General features: G+C 72.5%; 13 protein-coding genes. 5 read left to right on the forward strand and 8 right to left on the reverse strand.

Features of this window, described 5'->3' with window-relative positions:
- Positions 1-49 precede the first annotated feature (49 nt).
- Positions 50-1,390 carry an FtsK/SpoIIIE domain-containing protein gene (locus tag BMY40_RS01035; RefSeq protein ID WP_093654358.1) on the reverse strand — a complete coding sequence of 447 codons (1,341 nt, stop codon included), beginning with the start codon at positions 1,388-1,390 and terminating at the stop codon, positions 50-52.
- Between the two features lie 5 nt (positions 1,391-1,395).
- The gene (locus tag BMY40_RS01040) at positions 1,396-1,746 is read right to left on the reverse strand and encodes an SCO3933 family regulatory protein (protein WP_093654360.1); all 351 of its coding nucleotides are present in this window, start codon (positions 1,744-1,746) and stop codon (positions 1,396-1,398) included.
- A 202-nt stretch (positions 1,747-1,948) separates the two neighbouring features.
- On the opposite strand from BMY40_RS01040, the gene BMY40_RS01045 reads away from it, so the two are divergent.
- Together BMY40_RS01045 and BMY40_RS01050 are read left to right on the forward strand one after the other, a co-directional pair.
- Positions 1,949-2,731 (forward strand): GntR family transcriptional regulator, encoded by a 783-nt coding sequence (locus BMY40_RS01045; protein WP_093654362.1) that lies wholly within the window; start codon positions 1,949-1,951, stop codon positions 2,729-2,731.
- 2 nt (positions 2,732-2,733) lie between these two features.
- A complete protein-coding gene (locus BMY40_RS01050) occupies positions 2,734-3,396 on the forward strand; it encodes a 2'-5' RNA ligase family protein (RefSeq protein WP_093654364.1) in 663 nt (220 codons plus the stop codon).
- A gap of 593 nt (positions 3,397-3,989) precedes the next feature.
- Here BMY40_RS01050 and BMY40_RS01055 read toward each other — a convergent pair.
- Complete coding sequence (locus tag BMY40_RS01055; protein ID WP_143071716.1) at positions 3,990-4,172, reverse strand: hypothetical protein; 183 nt, start codon at positions 4,170-4,172, stop codon at positions 3,990-3,992.
- Positions 4,173-4,398: 226 nt separating this feature from the next.
- On the opposite strand from BMY40_RS01055, the gene ettA reads away from it, so the two are divergent.
- Genes ettA through BMY40_RS01070 form a run of 3 tightly spaced genes read left to right on the forward strand, consistent with a single transcriptional unit; the run spans position 4,399 to position 7,241 of the window.
- A complete protein-coding gene (gene ettA / locus BMY40_RS01060; RefSeq protein WP_093654368.1) occupies positions 4,399-6,063 on the forward strand; it encodes an energy-dependent translational throttle protein EttA in 1,665 nt (554 codons plus the stop codon).
- Positions 6,064-6,069: 6 nt separating this feature from the next.
- On the forward strand, positions 6,070-6,510 hold the full coding sequence (locus tag BMY40_RS01065; protein WP_107436729.1) for an acyl-CoA thioesterase: 441 nt from the start codon (positions 6,070-6,072) through the stop codon (positions 6,508-6,510).
- A complete protein-coding gene (locus tag BMY40_RS01070; RefSeq protein ID WP_093654372.1) occupies positions 6,507-7,241 on the forward strand; it encodes a DUF8010 domain-containing protein in 735 nt (244 codons plus the stop codon). The genes BMY40_RS01065 and BMY40_RS01070 overlap by 4 nt, the downstream gene beginning before the upstream one ends.
- Positions 7,242-7,362: 121 nt before the next feature.
- Here the strand turns inward: BMY40_RS01070 and BMY40_RS01075 are convergent, their stop codons facing one another.
- The 5 genes from BMY40_RS01075 to BMY40_RS01095 all read right to left on the reverse strand — a co-directional run bounded on the left by BMY40_RS01075 (position 7,363) and on the right by BMY40_RS01095 (position 12,930).
- Positions 7,363-7,767 carry a globin gene (locus tag BMY40_RS01075; RefSeq protein WP_093655645.1) on the reverse strand — a complete coding sequence of 135 codons (405 nt, stop codon included), beginning with the start codon at positions 7,765-7,767 and terminating at the stop codon, positions 7,363-7,365.
- Between the two features lie 73 nt (positions 7,768-7,840).
- On the reverse strand, positions 7,841-8,911 hold the full coding sequence (locus BMY40_RS01080) for an ABC transporter permease (RefSeq protein ID WP_245769771.1): 1,071 nt from the start codon (positions 8,909-8,911) through the stop codon (positions 7,841-7,843).
- Positions 8,908-9,636: an ABC transporter ATP-binding protein gene (locus BMY40_RS01085; protein ID WP_093654374.1), complete on the reverse strand. Its 729-nt coding sequence runs from the start codon at positions 9,634-9,636 to the stop codon at positions 8,908-8,910. The genes BMY40_RS01080 and BMY40_RS01085 overlap by 4 nt, the downstream gene beginning before the upstream one ends.
- 133 nt (positions 9,637-9,769) lie before the next feature.
- Positions 9,770-10,963 (reverse strand): FHA domain-containing protein, encoded by a 1,194-nt coding sequence (locus BMY40_RS01090; protein ID WP_093654376.1) that lies wholly within the window; start codon positions 10,961-10,963, stop codon positions 9,770-9,772.
- A 611-nt stretch (positions 10,964-11,574) separates the two neighbouring features.
- On the reverse strand, positions 11,575-12,930 hold the full coding sequence (locus BMY40_RS01095; RefSeq protein WP_107436730.1) for a PP2C family protein-serine/threonine phosphatase: 1,356 nt from the start codon (positions 12,928-12,930) through the stop codon (positions 11,575-11,577).
- Positions 12,931-13,402 lie beyond the last annotated feature (472 nt).

Genomic DNA, 13,402 nt, shown 5'->3' on the forward strand with positions numbered 1-13,402 from the left:
TAGGGACACGGCGCGAAGACGGTCGCGCCCACCGATGGAGAGAGGAGTGTTAGTCGGTGACCGGAGCCGGTTTGACCAGCGACGGCCGCTCATCCGCGTCCGGGGTGGCCGGGGCGGTGGGCCGCCAGGCGGCCAGGGCCGGAAGGTCGGGGGTCAGGTGGGCGAAGGTGCGGCAGACGGCCGCCGCAGCGTCCGGGGCGATCTCGACCGTGCGGATACGGGACCAGGCGCCGGAGGCGTCCCCGGCCACGGCCAGGCCGGGCCGGTCCGGGGCGATGGTGGTGGCCACCGGGATGGCTTCGGGGGCGATGTCGTTCAGCCCCATCTCGGCGGTCTGCTTGTCGTTGACCCGGTGCACCACCCGGCCGGTGAGCTGGGCGCGCAGCAGGGTGGCGCCCCGTCCCAGGTCGGAGCCGAAGCGCTGGCCGCAGATCTCCAGGTAGATGCCGACCGCGCGGGCCATCTGGGCGAGGCGCACCAGGCGGGTGACCATCTCATCGCGGCGGGCCTCGTCCTTCTTGGCGGCGACCAGGAACAGTTCGGCCACCTCATCCACCAGCACCACCACCGGCACCGGCCGCGCCTCTTCGGGCAGGTCCCAGATATCGGAGACACCCCGGTCGCTGAGCAGGTCGAAGCGGTCCTCCATCACCGCCACCAGGGCGGCCAACAGGCCGGACGCCTCATCCGGGGTGGTGGCCAGGGCCGAGAGCCGTGGGGAGAAGCGGCGCTGCTCCACCCCGCGCTTGCAGTCGATGCCCACCAGCGCCACCGGCCGCCCGGCCAGCGCGGTGATCAGGTTGCGCAGATACATCGACTTGCCCGACTGGTTCGCGCCCAGCGTCAGCGCGTGCGGAATGGCCCGGTAGTCGCGCACGAACGCGGTGCCGTCCTCGCGCAGCGCCACCGGCACCACCAGCGCGTCGGTGGGTAGGCCCCGGCGCGGCATCCGCACCCGCTTGAGGACGTCGTAGCCGGTCATCCGCAGCTCCACCACACCGGGCTTGACCTCGGCCACGTGGACGGCGTGCACGCCCCAGGCGTGGCGCAGCCGCACCGAGGCCGCCGCCACATCGGCCGGTTCCAGCCCGGCCGGAAGCCGCAGCCGCACCCGCAGCCCCGTCGCGCTGGGCCTCACCCGCACGATCCGGGGAGCCACCGGGCGGACCTCCCGGCGGGCCACCGTCCGGGTCAGGAAGGCCCGCGCCTGGGACGGGGTGACGGTCAGCCCGCACACCTCCATCGTGGCCGCATAGGTCAGGTGCAGCCGCCCCCAGGCGACCGGCAGCCCGGCCAGCAGCCAGAAAAGGGCCGGGAACCGGCGGCGAGCGAGCAGCCCGCCACCGGCCACCACGGCGACCACCAGCACCACAGCGGTCAGATTCGACACGGCGCTCAGCCCTGGACCGTCGCCGGAACGAGCGGGGTGATGGCCACCGCGCGGAAGGAGATGCCCTGCCGCTTCTCGCCGTTGAAGACGTTCTCCCACTCCCGCGCCTTGAGCCCGGTCACTCCCACCGGCGCCCCGGTGGTCAGCTCCCCGGTGATGCCGGTCTCCAGCACCGTGACCTTGTCCAGCAGGTTGGCCTCACCGTCGTCCACCACCATCAGGCCCACCGTCATCAGCTTCGCGCCGGTCTCCGGGTCGGTGGCGATCTCACCGGTCCGCCGGTTCGCGATCTTCGGCTGCGGGGCGGTCGCCACGATCACCGCAGCGGTCGACAGGTCGATCTTGAAAGACGCCATGACAGGACTTCCCTTCGGAACGAGGGGGACGGCACCACAGACAACAGGCACACGTCACCCGGTGACCTCTTGTCCTCTTTAGGACTCCTCGACCATAGCGCCTTGTCCTCAAGTCCTCAATAGGACTAGAGGAGGGGTCATCGGCTCTCTACCGAATCGAGCAAATTCGCTAGATTGTCCTGTTGAGGACAGGAGGACAGTCGTGGCTGAGTCAGCGGCCAGAGCGCCGAAGTACCACCGGGTGGCGAACGCCCTGCGCCAAGCGATCCAGGAGGGGGCCTACAAGCCAGGCGAGAAGCTCCCGACCGAGGACCGGCTAGCGCAGCGGTACCGCATGAGCGTGCCGACGGTTCGCCAGGGACTGAGCGTCCTCGTAGCGGAAGGGCTGATCGACCGGCAGCACGGCAAGGGAACGTTCGTCAAGGACGAGCAGCCCAAGCTGCGCAAGTCCCGGAACCGATACGGACGAGCCCGCCACGACAACCAGCTCCTGACCCGCGACCTCCGCCACTCGATTGTTTTCGCCGGTCGGGCATCAGCTCCCGCCCACATCGCCAAGGTGATGGGGGCCGAACCGGGTACCGAAGTCGTCATCCGCCGGCGCCTGCTCTCCGACCCTGAGACCGGCCGCCCCGAGGAGCTGGGAGCCAGCTATCTCCCGGCGGACATGGCCGCGGGGACCTACCTGGAAGAACCGAAGGTCGTCCCCAAGGCACTGTTCCTGTGTGTCGAGGAGATCAGCGGGAAGCGGTACAGCCGAGCACAGGACTTCTGGCGTTCCCGCATGCCCACGGCCGAGGAGGCAACCGCGCTGGAACTGCCTACCGGCATGCCGGTGATGCACGTCGTTCACGTGGCCCGCGCCGAGGATGACGAGATCCTCGAAGTCTCAGAGTCGGTCTGGCCAGCAGACCGGATCGTCGTCGTAGACGAGTACCCCATAGAGCAGGAAGCCGCTCAGCCCGACGCCCCCTCGGAGGTCTGACCATGGGCTACGCCGACCTTGCACCCGGCACCCACGCCGACCGGATGCGCGACCACTGGTGGTGGCGGCCGGGGTGGCGTGTCGGACAGCGCGCCTATACCTGGCACATCACCTTCGAGGGCCAGGAGCAACTGCACCGACTCGCCCGACACCACCAGAACACGTTGTCGGCAGTTCCCGGTCTGGACCTCGTCCCGCTGGAGTGGCTGCATCTCACGATGCAGGGAGTTGGTTTCGTGGGAGACGTTGAGCCCTCGGAAGTCTCGCGCGTCATCGCAGAAACCCGAACCCGGCTGGCGCAACTCCCGGGGGTGGCACTCACCTTCGGCCCGCTGATCGTTGCTGATGAGGCGATCGTGCTACCCGCCGAGCCCGAGAGCGCGGTCAAGGATGTCCGGACAACCATCCGGGAGGGCATCGCGGCGGCACTGGGGTGGGAAAGGGTGGGGGAAGATCCGGACCGCTTCCGACCGCATGTCAGCGTGGCTTACAGCAACACCGATCACGACACACGGCCGCTGGTCGAACTGTTGGAACAGAACCCAGCAGAGCGGGTGACCGTTGAGGTGCCCGCAGCATCGTTGATCGTGATTCACCGGGACCAGAAGGTCTACCAGTGGGAGACCGTCGAGGAAGTGCCGATCGGCCAGAGGCACAGCCTGTAGGCCGAGCAAGCTGTTACGGGTTTCTCTACCTCATCAAGGCTCGCTGCGCTCGCTGTCCGGCCGCCGAACCGCAGCGCCAGCACACCGAGCCGCACCACGACCCTGCCCGCCACTGTGTCCGACTGGCCCCGACCAAGGGGCGACCACAACGGCCGGCATCCAGGACCGGCGGAAGCAGGCAGGGCCGTGCACAGCACACCAGGGACACGAAGACGCGTCCCACGGTTCCCGGCCTCCACGTCTGCCAAGGGCAGTCTTGATCCCACAGGGATCAGGTGCCGCGCACAGCGCGGCGGCGCCGGGCCGGGCGCCGCCGCGCTTGGCCCCTCCTCGTCTTCGCCGCCGGGGCCGCGCGCCGTCACCCGCCCGCGCCCGCAAGGGGGCGAAAAGACCAGGCCGGGGCTGGGGGCGGTCGGCTCCACGGCTTTACCCACCTGCCCGGTCCGGGACCCGCGTCGGGCACGACCAGGGGGCCACTCGGACACATTGCGGGCAGGTCCAAAGCCTGCCCGAGTTGCCAACCAGCGTACGGCCCCCTGATCATGCCCGACCCCAGCCCAGGCAGGACACCGGCCAAACCCGCTCCACCGACCTCAGACGTCGGCCCGCTCCTGGCGCAGCAGCGCGTTCCGCTCCTTGAAGAACCGGACCAGGGAGATGCCCGCAATCATGAAGATCGTGACCAGTACTTGGAAGAGGCGCCAGTCCAAGAGCACCCCGGCCGTGATCACGATGCCGACGTTGACCGATTGCAGAGCCAGGTACTGAAAGATCAACTTTCGCATGGTCATGGTCCCCCGCTCTGCCCGTGCTGGGCCGTCTCTGGGCCGTCAGAGGGCGGCCGACGGTGACCAACGATGACAGGCGACCACGGGAGCGGTCTAGCGGATGCCCAGGTCAGGGGCGTGATGGAGGTCGCTGACCAAGTCGTTTTCGTCCCAGCGCGGGGGTGCGGCAAGATGGGGTGTATCTGCCCACTCCCTGATTGCCGGACGGTTTCTCTTGGCTGAGTACATCTACACCATGCGCAAGGCGCGTAAGGCGCACGGCGACAAGGTGATTCTCGACGACGTCACGCTGAGCTTCCTGCCCGGAGCGAAGATCGGTGTCGTGGGCCCCAACGGCGCCGGAAAGTCCACGGTGCTGAAGATCATGGCCGGTCTGGAGCAGCCGTCCAACGGCGACGCCTTCCTCGCCCCCGGCTACAGCGTCGGCATCCTCCTCCAGGAGCCCCCGCTGGACGAGTCCAAGACGGTGCTGGAGAACGTCCAGGACGGCGTCGCGGAGATCAAGGGCAAGCTCGACCGGTTCAACGAGATCGCCGAGCAGATGGCGACCGAGTACACCGACGAGCTGATGGAGGAGATGGGCAAGCTCCAGGAACAGCTCGACCACGCGAACGCCTGGGACCTGGACGCCCAGCTGGAGCAGGCGATGGACGCCCTGGGCTGCCCGCCCGGCGACTGGCCCGTCACCAACCTCTCCGGTGGTGAGAAGCGCCGCGTGGCCCTGTGCAAGCTGCTGCTGGAGGCCCCCGACCTGCTGCTGCTGGACGAGCCCACCAACCACCTGGACGCCGAGTCCGTGCTGTGGCTGGAGCAGCACCTGGCCAAGTACGAGGGCACCGTCGTGGCCATCACCCACGACCGGTACTTCCTGGACAACGTCGCCGAGTGGATCCTCGAGCTCGACCGCGGCCGCGCCCACCCCTACGAGGGCAACTACTCCACCTACCTGGAGAAGAAGGCCGCCCGCCTGAAGGTCGAGGGGCAGAAGGACGCCAAGCGGCAGAAGCGCCTCAAGGAGGAGCTGGAGTGGGTCCGCTCCAACGCCAAGGGCCGCCAGGCCAAGTCCAAGGCGCGTCTGACCCGCTACGAGGAGATGGCCGCCGAGGCCGAGAAGACCCGGAAGCTGGACTTCGAGGAGATCCAGATCCCGCCGGGCCCGCGCCTGGGCAACGTCGTGGTCGAGGTCGAGCACCTGCACAAGGCGTTCGGTGACAAGGTCCTCATCGACGACCTGTCCTTCACCCTGCCGCGCAACGGCATCGTCGGCGTCATCGGCCCCAACGGCGCGGGCAAGACCACGCTGTTCAAGATGATCCAGGGCCTGGAGGAGCCGGACTCCGGCACCATCAAGATCGGCGACACGGTCAAGATCTCCTACGTCGACCAGGCCCGCGCCAACATCGACCCCAAGAAGACGCTGTGGGCCGTCGTCTCCGACGAACTGGACTACATCAACGTCGGCCAGGTCGAGATGCCCTCGCGGGCCTACGTCTCCGCGTTCGGCTTCAAGGGCCCGGACCAGCAGAAGCCGGCCGGGGTCCTCTCCGGCGGTGAGCGCAACCGCCTGAACCTGGCGCTCACCCTCAAGCAGGGCGGCAACCTGCTCCTGCTCGACGAGCCGACCAACGACCTCGACGTCGAGACCCTGTCCTCGCTGGAGAACGCGCTGCTGGAGTTCCCCGGCTGCGCCGTGGTGGTCTCCCACGACCGCTGGTTCCTGGACCGCGTGGCCACCCACATCCTCGCCTACGAGGGCGAGAGCAAGTGGTTCTGGTTCGAGGGCAACTTCGAGTCGTACGAGAAGAACAAGGTCGAGCGCCTCGGCCCGGACGCCGCCCGTCCGCACCGCACCACCTACAAGAAGCTGACGCGGGGCTGAGAAAGCGTGCGCCACACATTCCCCTGCCCCCTGCGCTGGTCCGACATGGACTCCTTCGGGCACGTCAACAACGTCGTGTTCCTGAGGTACCTGGAGGAGGCGCGGATCGACTTCATGTTCCGGCTCGCCCGCCAGGCGGCGTCGGGGGCCTTCACCGGCGGCTCGGTGGTGGCCAGGCACGAGATCTCCTACCTGCGCCCGCTGGTGCACCGGCACGAGCCGGTCGTGGTCGAGCTGTGGGTGACCAAGGTCGGTGCCGCCTCGCTGACGGTGGAGTACGAGGTCAAGGACGGCCCCGGCGAGGGGGACACCGTCTACGTCCGCGCCTCGACGGTCGTGGTCCCCTACGACCTGGAGCGTGAGCGTCCGCGACGGCTCTCCGACGAGGAGAAGGCCTTCCTCAAGGAGTACCTGGACGACAGCGCGACGGGGACCGCCGCCGCATGAGCGGACAGCCCCCACACCTGGTGTTCGCCGACCCCGGGGAGGCGGCCGAGCTGGCCGCCCTCCTGGGCCGGCTGCTGCGCTGGGAGAAGGCCGCGGCGGTACGGTTGCGGGCGGCCGGGGACGGCGTCCTGGGCGTCTTCGCGCGCCCGGCCCGCTTCGAGGTGCTGGCCGTGCGCACCGCCCGGCTGGCCGAGCCGGCGGAGCTGGACGCGACGGTCTCCGCCGGAGAACTGCTGGAGGGCGTCGACGAGGCGTCCGGATCCGTCTCCGTGCCCGCGGCCGTGACCGGCCCGCCCTGGGCCGGTCTGCTGCCGCCGCGCGGCGGCTGGCGCCCGGTGGGCGAGCTGCCGTACGAGTCGGTGCGCGCGGCGGCCGCGTCGGTGGTCGCCGAGTTCAGGCGGCGCAGCGAGGCGCTGGCGCCCGGCGAGCGCACCCGCGAGGCGCTGGACGCGCTGGCGGAGGAGATCTGGTCCCGCCCCCTGGGCGGCGGTACGGGGCTGCCGCTGCGCGCCGTGCACGCCGCGCAGGCGCTGGGCATGCTGCGCTCGCGCGGCCCGGTCCTGGCGGCCGGCCCGCAGGGGCCGCCGCCCGTGGTGGGCGGGCGGGACGGCGCCGGCACGGTGGCCGTGCTGGCCGCCGGCTCCTGGCTGCGGCTGCGCACCCCGTACGGCTCCGTCGCCGTGCGCGGCGCCGGAAGGGGCGGGCCGGGGCTGAGCGTCACCCCGTTGTGAGGGCGTCCGTGAGGACGCCTCCGCGGGTGTCCCGCGTGGAGAACGCGGACGGAGCCCCGGCCCGGGGAAAGGGCCGGGGCTCCGGTGCGTGCGGGTGTGCGGGTGCGTGCGGTGCGGAGGGTCAGTCCGGGGTGTTGACCATCGAGGCGGCCGCGTAGACCAGGTAGTCCCACAGCTGCCGCTCCTGCTCGGGGGCCAGGCCGAGTTCGTCCACGGCGTCGCGCATGTGCCGCAGCCAGGCGTCGTGGGCGGCGCGGTCGACCCTGAAGGGCACGTGCCGCATGCGCAGCCGGGGGTGTCCCCGCTGCTCGCTGTACGTCCGGGGCCCGCCCCAGTACTGCATCAGGAACAGCGCCAGCCGCTCCTCGGCCGGACCGAGGTCCTCCTCCGGGTACATCGGCCGCAGCAGCGGGTCCCCGGCGACACCCTCGTAGAACCGGCGCACCAGCCGCCGGAACGTCTCCTCGCCCCCGACCTGCTCGAAGAAGGTCTGCGTCTGCACGTCGCCACGCGGAATCTCCATCACGCCCCCCATGGTCGCAGATGCCCGGCCCGGGACTTCCGGGTTCCGGCCGGACCCCGGGGGCGGTGGGCTCCCCTCAGGCGTCGTCCCAGCGGAAGAGCCGGGCGGCCACGGCCGTCAGGACCGCCGCGAACAGCAGCAGCCCGCCCATGACGGGCAGTGCCGCGCCCCAGGACTGGCCGCGGGAGAGGACGTCCTGCATCGCCTCGTTCAGATACGTCAGCGGGAAGACGCCGGAGACCGTCTGGATCCAGGCCGGCGCCATGTCCAGCGGGAAGAAGGCGCCGGAGAGGAAGGCCATCGGCAGGATGACGACCTGGGCCGCCCCGTTCGCCGCCTCCTCGGTCTTCGCCCAGGCGCCGACGACCAGCCCGATGGACATGAAGGCCAGTGTGCCGCACACCACCAGCGGCACGGCCAGCCACCAGTCGCCGCTCAGCTCCAGGCCGTAGTACGGGACGGAGGCGACACCGAGGAAGACCGCGGTCTGGACGAGGGCCAGCGCCACACTCACCCCGACGCGGGCCGCGATGACCGTGCCCGCGCTCACCGGGGCCAGCCACAGCCGCCGCAGGATGCGCTTCTTGCGCCAGTTGACCAGGGTGAACGCGGAACCGAAGACCGCGCCCATCGCCACCGCCCAGCCGAGCAGGCCCGGGGTGAGGAACTGGATCGCCTTCAGCGACTCGTCCTCCACCTGGCGGGTGGTCAGCCCGTAGGCGGGCGGCTGCCCGGTCGCGGCGATGTTGGCCTGCTGGACGACGGAGTCGACCAGTGCCCGCGCGTTGCCCGCCCGGACCCGGTCGGCGGCCGAGTAGCGCAGCCGCACCTCGTCGCCCTCCTGCCAGACGACGGCGTCCACGTCGCCCGCGCGGACCTCCTCCAGTGCCTCGTCCCGGTCGTCGGACCGCCTGATCTCCAGGACCTCCTCCAGCCCCTCGCGCGCGTCGCGCGGCAGGGAGTCGAAGACCTCGACCCGGCCGACCTGGACGATCTCCGCCCGTGCCGTCGCGTCGTTCTTGAACAGCGCGCCGAACAGCACCAGGAACATCAGCGGGAAGACCAGCATGAAGAAGGCGGCCGTGCGGTCCCTCAGCAGGCCGAGGGCCATGGCCTTGGACAGGCTGGTGAAGGCCTCGGCGCTCACTGGCGGTACTCCCGTCCGGTCAGCTGGAGGAAGACGTCCTCCAGGGAGGCGGCGCCCAGTTCCCCGACCAGTTCGGAGGGGGCGCCCACGCGCAGCACGCGGCCGTGGTCCATCACCGCGACCCGGTCGCACAGCGTCTCGGCCTCGTCCATGTAGTGCGTGGTGAGCACCACGGTGCGGCCCTCGTCGTTGATGGCGCGCAGCAGGTCCCACAGGTTGCGGCGGGCCTGCGGGTCGAGGCCGGTGGTCGGCTCGTCCAGGAACACCAGCTCCGGGTCGTGGACCAGCGCGCAGGCTATGGACAGCCGCTGTGCCTGGCCTCCGGAGAGCTTGTTCTCGCGGGTGCCTGCCTTCTCGGTCAGGCCGACGGTCTCCAGCATCGCGTCGGCGCGCTCGGCCGGGACGCCGTAGAGGGAGGCGAAGGTGCGGATCTGCTCGCGGGCGGTCAGCCTCTCGAAGAACGCCGAGGCCTGGAGCTGGACGCCCATGCGGCGCAGCAGCTCCGGATTGCGGGGGAAGGGGGACTCGCCGAGCAGCCGGACCGTCCCCTCGTCCGGTCTGCGCAGGCCCTCGGTTATCTCCAGGGTGGTGGTCTTGCCCGCGCCGTTCGGTCCGAGGATGCCGTAGAACTCGCCGCGTTCGACGGTGAGGGACACCCCGTCGACGGCCTGTACGTCCCCGTACCGCTTGCGCAGCCCCTCGACTGTGATCGCGGCAGTGGTCATGAGGCGGAGGCTAGTGCCGGAACATCACCTTCCGGCACCCATGGCGGTCCTGGTCGTCCAAGCCCGTGGACGAGGGCCTGTTCCGGACTCCGGTGGTGGAACCCGGAACAGGCCGGGTGCTCGGAACCGGGTGTCAGCCCCGGTGGAGGGTGATCGTGGTCCACGCGCCGACGTGCACCCGGTCGCCCTCCTGGAGCGGGACGGGGACGAACGGCTGGATCGGGTCCTCGGCGCCGTTGATGGTGGTGCCGTTGGTGGAGTCCTGGTCGACCACGGACCAGCTCCCGTCGGGCTGCTGCACCAGCACCGCGTGCTGGTGCGAGACCCCCGGGTCCTCCGGAGAGCGGCCCAGGTCGATGTCGGGCGACTCGCCGGTGGAGTGGCGGCGGCGGCCGATGGTGACCTGGGGGCCGCTGAGCTGGACGTGCTGCTCGGCGGTGTAGGCGGGCATGTTGAGCCCGGCCGCCTCGGGGCCGCTGCGCCGCATCATCGCGGTGAAGTACTCGTGGTCGGGCCCGACCGTCACCGCCCAGCTCGCGGGCTGCTGCTGGGGCGGCGGCCCCTGCTGCTGCGGCGGCTGCTGGTGGGACTGCTGCTGCGGCTGCTGCTGGGGGTAGCCGTAGCCGGGTTGCTGACCGTACGGGGGCTGTCCGTGCTGCGGCTGGGCGTGCGGGGGCTGCCCGTGCTGGGCGGGCTGCGGCTGTCCGCCGTGCGAGGGCGGCGGGAGCGTCCAGTCGTCACCACCGCCTCCCTGCGGCTGCCGGGGCGGCTGCGGGGGCTGGGGAGCCGGAGGCTGCTGCGGGTAGCCGTAGCCGGGCTGCCGGCCGTAGTCGGGCTGTCCGTGCTGCGGCTGGGTGTGCGGGGGCTGTCCGTGCTGCGGCTGCCCGTGGTGCTGGGGAGGGGCCATGGGCTGCTGGTGCTGAGGCTGCTGCTGCGGCGGGGCGGGCGGGGGCGGCGGGCCGGGCGGGCCCTGCGCCTGGAAGCCGGGCGGCAGGTTCAGCCCGCTCATGCTGCCGCCGGGCATCTGCTGCGGCGGGGCGGGCGGGGGCGGCGGGCTGTAGGCGGCGGGGGAGTGCGTGAGGAAGCTGTACCGGCACTCCTCGCAGACCGGGGACTGCCCCTCGCGGGGGGTGCGGCACTGCGGGCACAGCTCGCCCCGCATCGCGGGGTCGCCCCCGGGGCCGGGGTAGCCGTAGCCGCCCCGGCCGGGCATCGGGGGCGGCGGGACGGCGCCGGCGGGCACACCCGGAGCGGAGGCCATGCGGTTGCCGCACACCTCGCACCAGTCGTCGGCCGCCGACTGATGGCCGTTCGGGCAAGTCGGCATGTCGGTCCTTCCCCCTCCGTGCGGCTCCGTGTCGCGTCGCTCGGTCGTTCGCTTCTCCGCGCGTCCCGGCTTCCGGGCCGCACGTCCGGTGGTCCGGTCGGCCTCGAAGGACCACCGCCGTCAGCGGAACAGTACCGGGCGAGGGGCCGGTCACGCCCACCGCCTTCTCCACCGCCTCCGGGGCGCGACCGCCCGCCGGCGCGTCCGTCCACCGTCCGGAGCGGCTCGGGGAGGCGGGTGACGCGGGGGTGCGCCGGGGGGAGGCGCGAAGGGTTCCGCCTACGTGTCCTTCGGTGCGCCCGGCCCCGTTCCCGCCCGGCCGGAACCGCTGTGACCTGCGCTTCGACCGCCGGGCGGCGGGGGCGGAACCGGCCGCGCGCGGTCGGCGGACCGCTCCCCGCGCCGCTGTCGCCGGGTGCCGAGGGACGGTACGCCGGCCGGAGCGGAGAGGCGGCCCGGTGATCTGCGCCACCTCCGGTGCCGCCCGCGGCCGTCCCTCCCGGCGGCACCGGCCGTCCGCCGAGGGGCACTCGTTCCGGTTGCCGCCCGCGACGAGGCGCGGTACGCCCGATCCGGCGAAGGCGCGGTCCCGGCCAGGGGCGGGCGGTGCGTCAGCCGGTCACGACCCGGCCGGAGCCGGACGGCGCGGGGAACGGGAGCACCGCCACCGTCACGTTGTCGTGCCCGCCGCCGTCCAGCGCGTGCCCCACCAGGTGCCGGGCGGAGCGCATCGGGTGGGTGCGGGCGTCGGCCGGGACGGCCGCGGCCATCTCCTCGGCGGACTCGGCGTAGTTCCACAGCCCGTCGGTGCACACCACCACCACGCCCGGCCGGTCCGGGGCGAACGAGGCGGTGTGCGGGTCGATCTCGTAGGCGTCCGCGCCCAGCCACCCGGTGATGGCGTGCGCCCGGGCGTCCGCGTACGCCTCGGCCTCCTCCATCAGGCCCGCCGCCACCATCTGGGCGGCCCAGGAGTCGTCCTCGGTGAGACGGGCGGGCGCGGTGGAGCGGTCCTCGGGGACCCAGTAGGCGCGGCTGTCGCCGATCCAGCCGACGGTGAGGAGGTCCGCGGCGACCACCGCGCCGACGATGGTGCAGGCCGGGGCGTTCTCCACCGGGTCGTGTGGCTCCGGGGCCAGGGCGTTGACGGCCTCGGAGGCGGCCACCAGGGCGTCGTGCATCGCCTGCCGGGGGTCGGCGCCGCGCGGCAGGGACCGCCGCATCGACGCGCACGCGGCCTCGGCCGCGGCGGCGGAGGCCTCGTCCGGGCGGGTCGCCGACGACACCCCGTCGCAGACGACGGCGATCACGGCCGGGGAGCCGTCCGGCAGGGAGGCGTCCGAGACGGCGAAGGAGTCCTCGTTGCGGTGGTGGCGCAGCCCCCGGTCGCTGACCGCCGCCACCCCCTCCGTCTCCTCCTCCATGTGGTCGCGTTCGCGTGGCTGGGCGTGGCCGCAGTGCTCGCAGCGGCTCTCGGCGTCGACGGCGCCCGTGCCGCAGGCGACGCACCGCTCCTCCCCGCCGCCGGCCGCAGCGCCGCCGTGGGCGCCGGCCGGGAGCGGGCTCTCGCGTGGATCCGGCGCCGACGGGCCGGCCTGCGCGGCGTCCCCGGCCTGCCCGGCCTGCGCGGCGGGGGGCGCGGGAGGAGCGGCGGGCGCGGGCGGCACCGACGGAGGCGGCGGCACCTGCGGGGCGGGGGGCGGCAGGAGGAAGTCCGACCCGTCCTGTACGGCGCCCTGCACGGGGTCCTGTACGGCGGGCGGGACCGCTGGGGGCGCCGGCGGGGCGGGGGGCATGGGCGGTACCGGCGGCGCTGCCGGAGGCGGCGGGACCAGGGGCGGGGCCGAGGGCTGCGAGTCGCCCGTCCCGGCCGCCGGATCGGCGCCGCACGCGCCGCGGTGGAGATCACCGTCCTCCAGCGGCTCCTGGCACCGGGGGCAGAGGGAGGGGCGGTCGGGCTGCGGCATGGTCACCGGGTTCCTTCGATGATGTCCCGGCCTCCGGGCCGGGGTGGGGACGCCTCCCGTCGGCGGGAGGGAGTCGGACTTCTGCGGGCAGGACGGGGAGGGGCGAACCGTCTTCAGTGTGGTTCGCGGCCGGACCCGGCGGCGCGTTCGGCCTCCGGGCGGTGGACGGCCTCGGAGCCGAGGGACCTGCGGGCGGACCCGGCCCGGCCGGCCGGCCGCCCGCGGAGGTCGGCGGGAGGGCGGGGCGTGATGCGTGTCGTCTCGTCCATGGCTCCGGGTCGGGATCGGGGTCGGGGTCGGGGGCGTCGCGGTGTTCCGAAAGTGGTGGGAGGACGCCGTGGTGGCACCGGAGGTGCCGCAGAGCGCGGGGCGCGGCTCCTGCGTCGCCGGCGCCCGGCCGCTCCCGGAAACCGGGCGCGTACCCGGCCTCCGGCACACCGCCGGGTGTCCCGGTGGTCAAGCGTTCCCGACG

The organism is Streptomyces radiopugnans, assembly GCF_900110735.1.
Taxonomy (GTDB): Bacteria; Actinomycetota; Actinomycetes; order Streptomycetales; family Streptomycetaceae; genus Streptomyces; species Streptomyces radiopugnans.

What these genes read in the sequence shown, in the direction of transcription:
- BMY40_RS01040 (WP_093654360.1), bottom strand. Translation starts at nt 1,746, where the DNA reads ATGGCGTCTTTCAAGATCGACCTGTCGACCGCTGCGGTGATCGTGGCG.
- BMY40_RS01050 (WP_093654364.1), top strand. Translation starts at nt 2,734, where the DNA reads ATGGGCTACGCCGACCTTGCACCCGGCACCCACGCCGACCGGATGCGC.
- BMY40_RS01070 (WP_093654372.1), top strand. Translation starts at nt 6,507, where the DNA reads ATGAGCGGACAGCCCCCACACCTGGTGTTCGCCGACCCCGGGGAGGCG.
- BMY40_RS01085 (WP_093654374.1), bottom strand. Translation starts at nt 9,636, where the DNA reads ATGACCACTGCCGCGATCACAGTCGAGGGGCTGCGCAAGCGGTACGGG.
- BMY40_RS01090 (WP_093654376.1), bottom strand. Translation starts at nt 10,963, where the DNA reads ATGCCGACTTGCCCGAACGGCCATCAGTCGGCGGCCGACGACTGGTGC.
- BMY40_RS01095 (WP_107436730.1), bottom strand. Translation starts at nt 12,930, where the DNA reads ATGCCGCAGCCCGACCGCCCCTCCCTCTGCCCCCGGTGCCAGGAGCCG.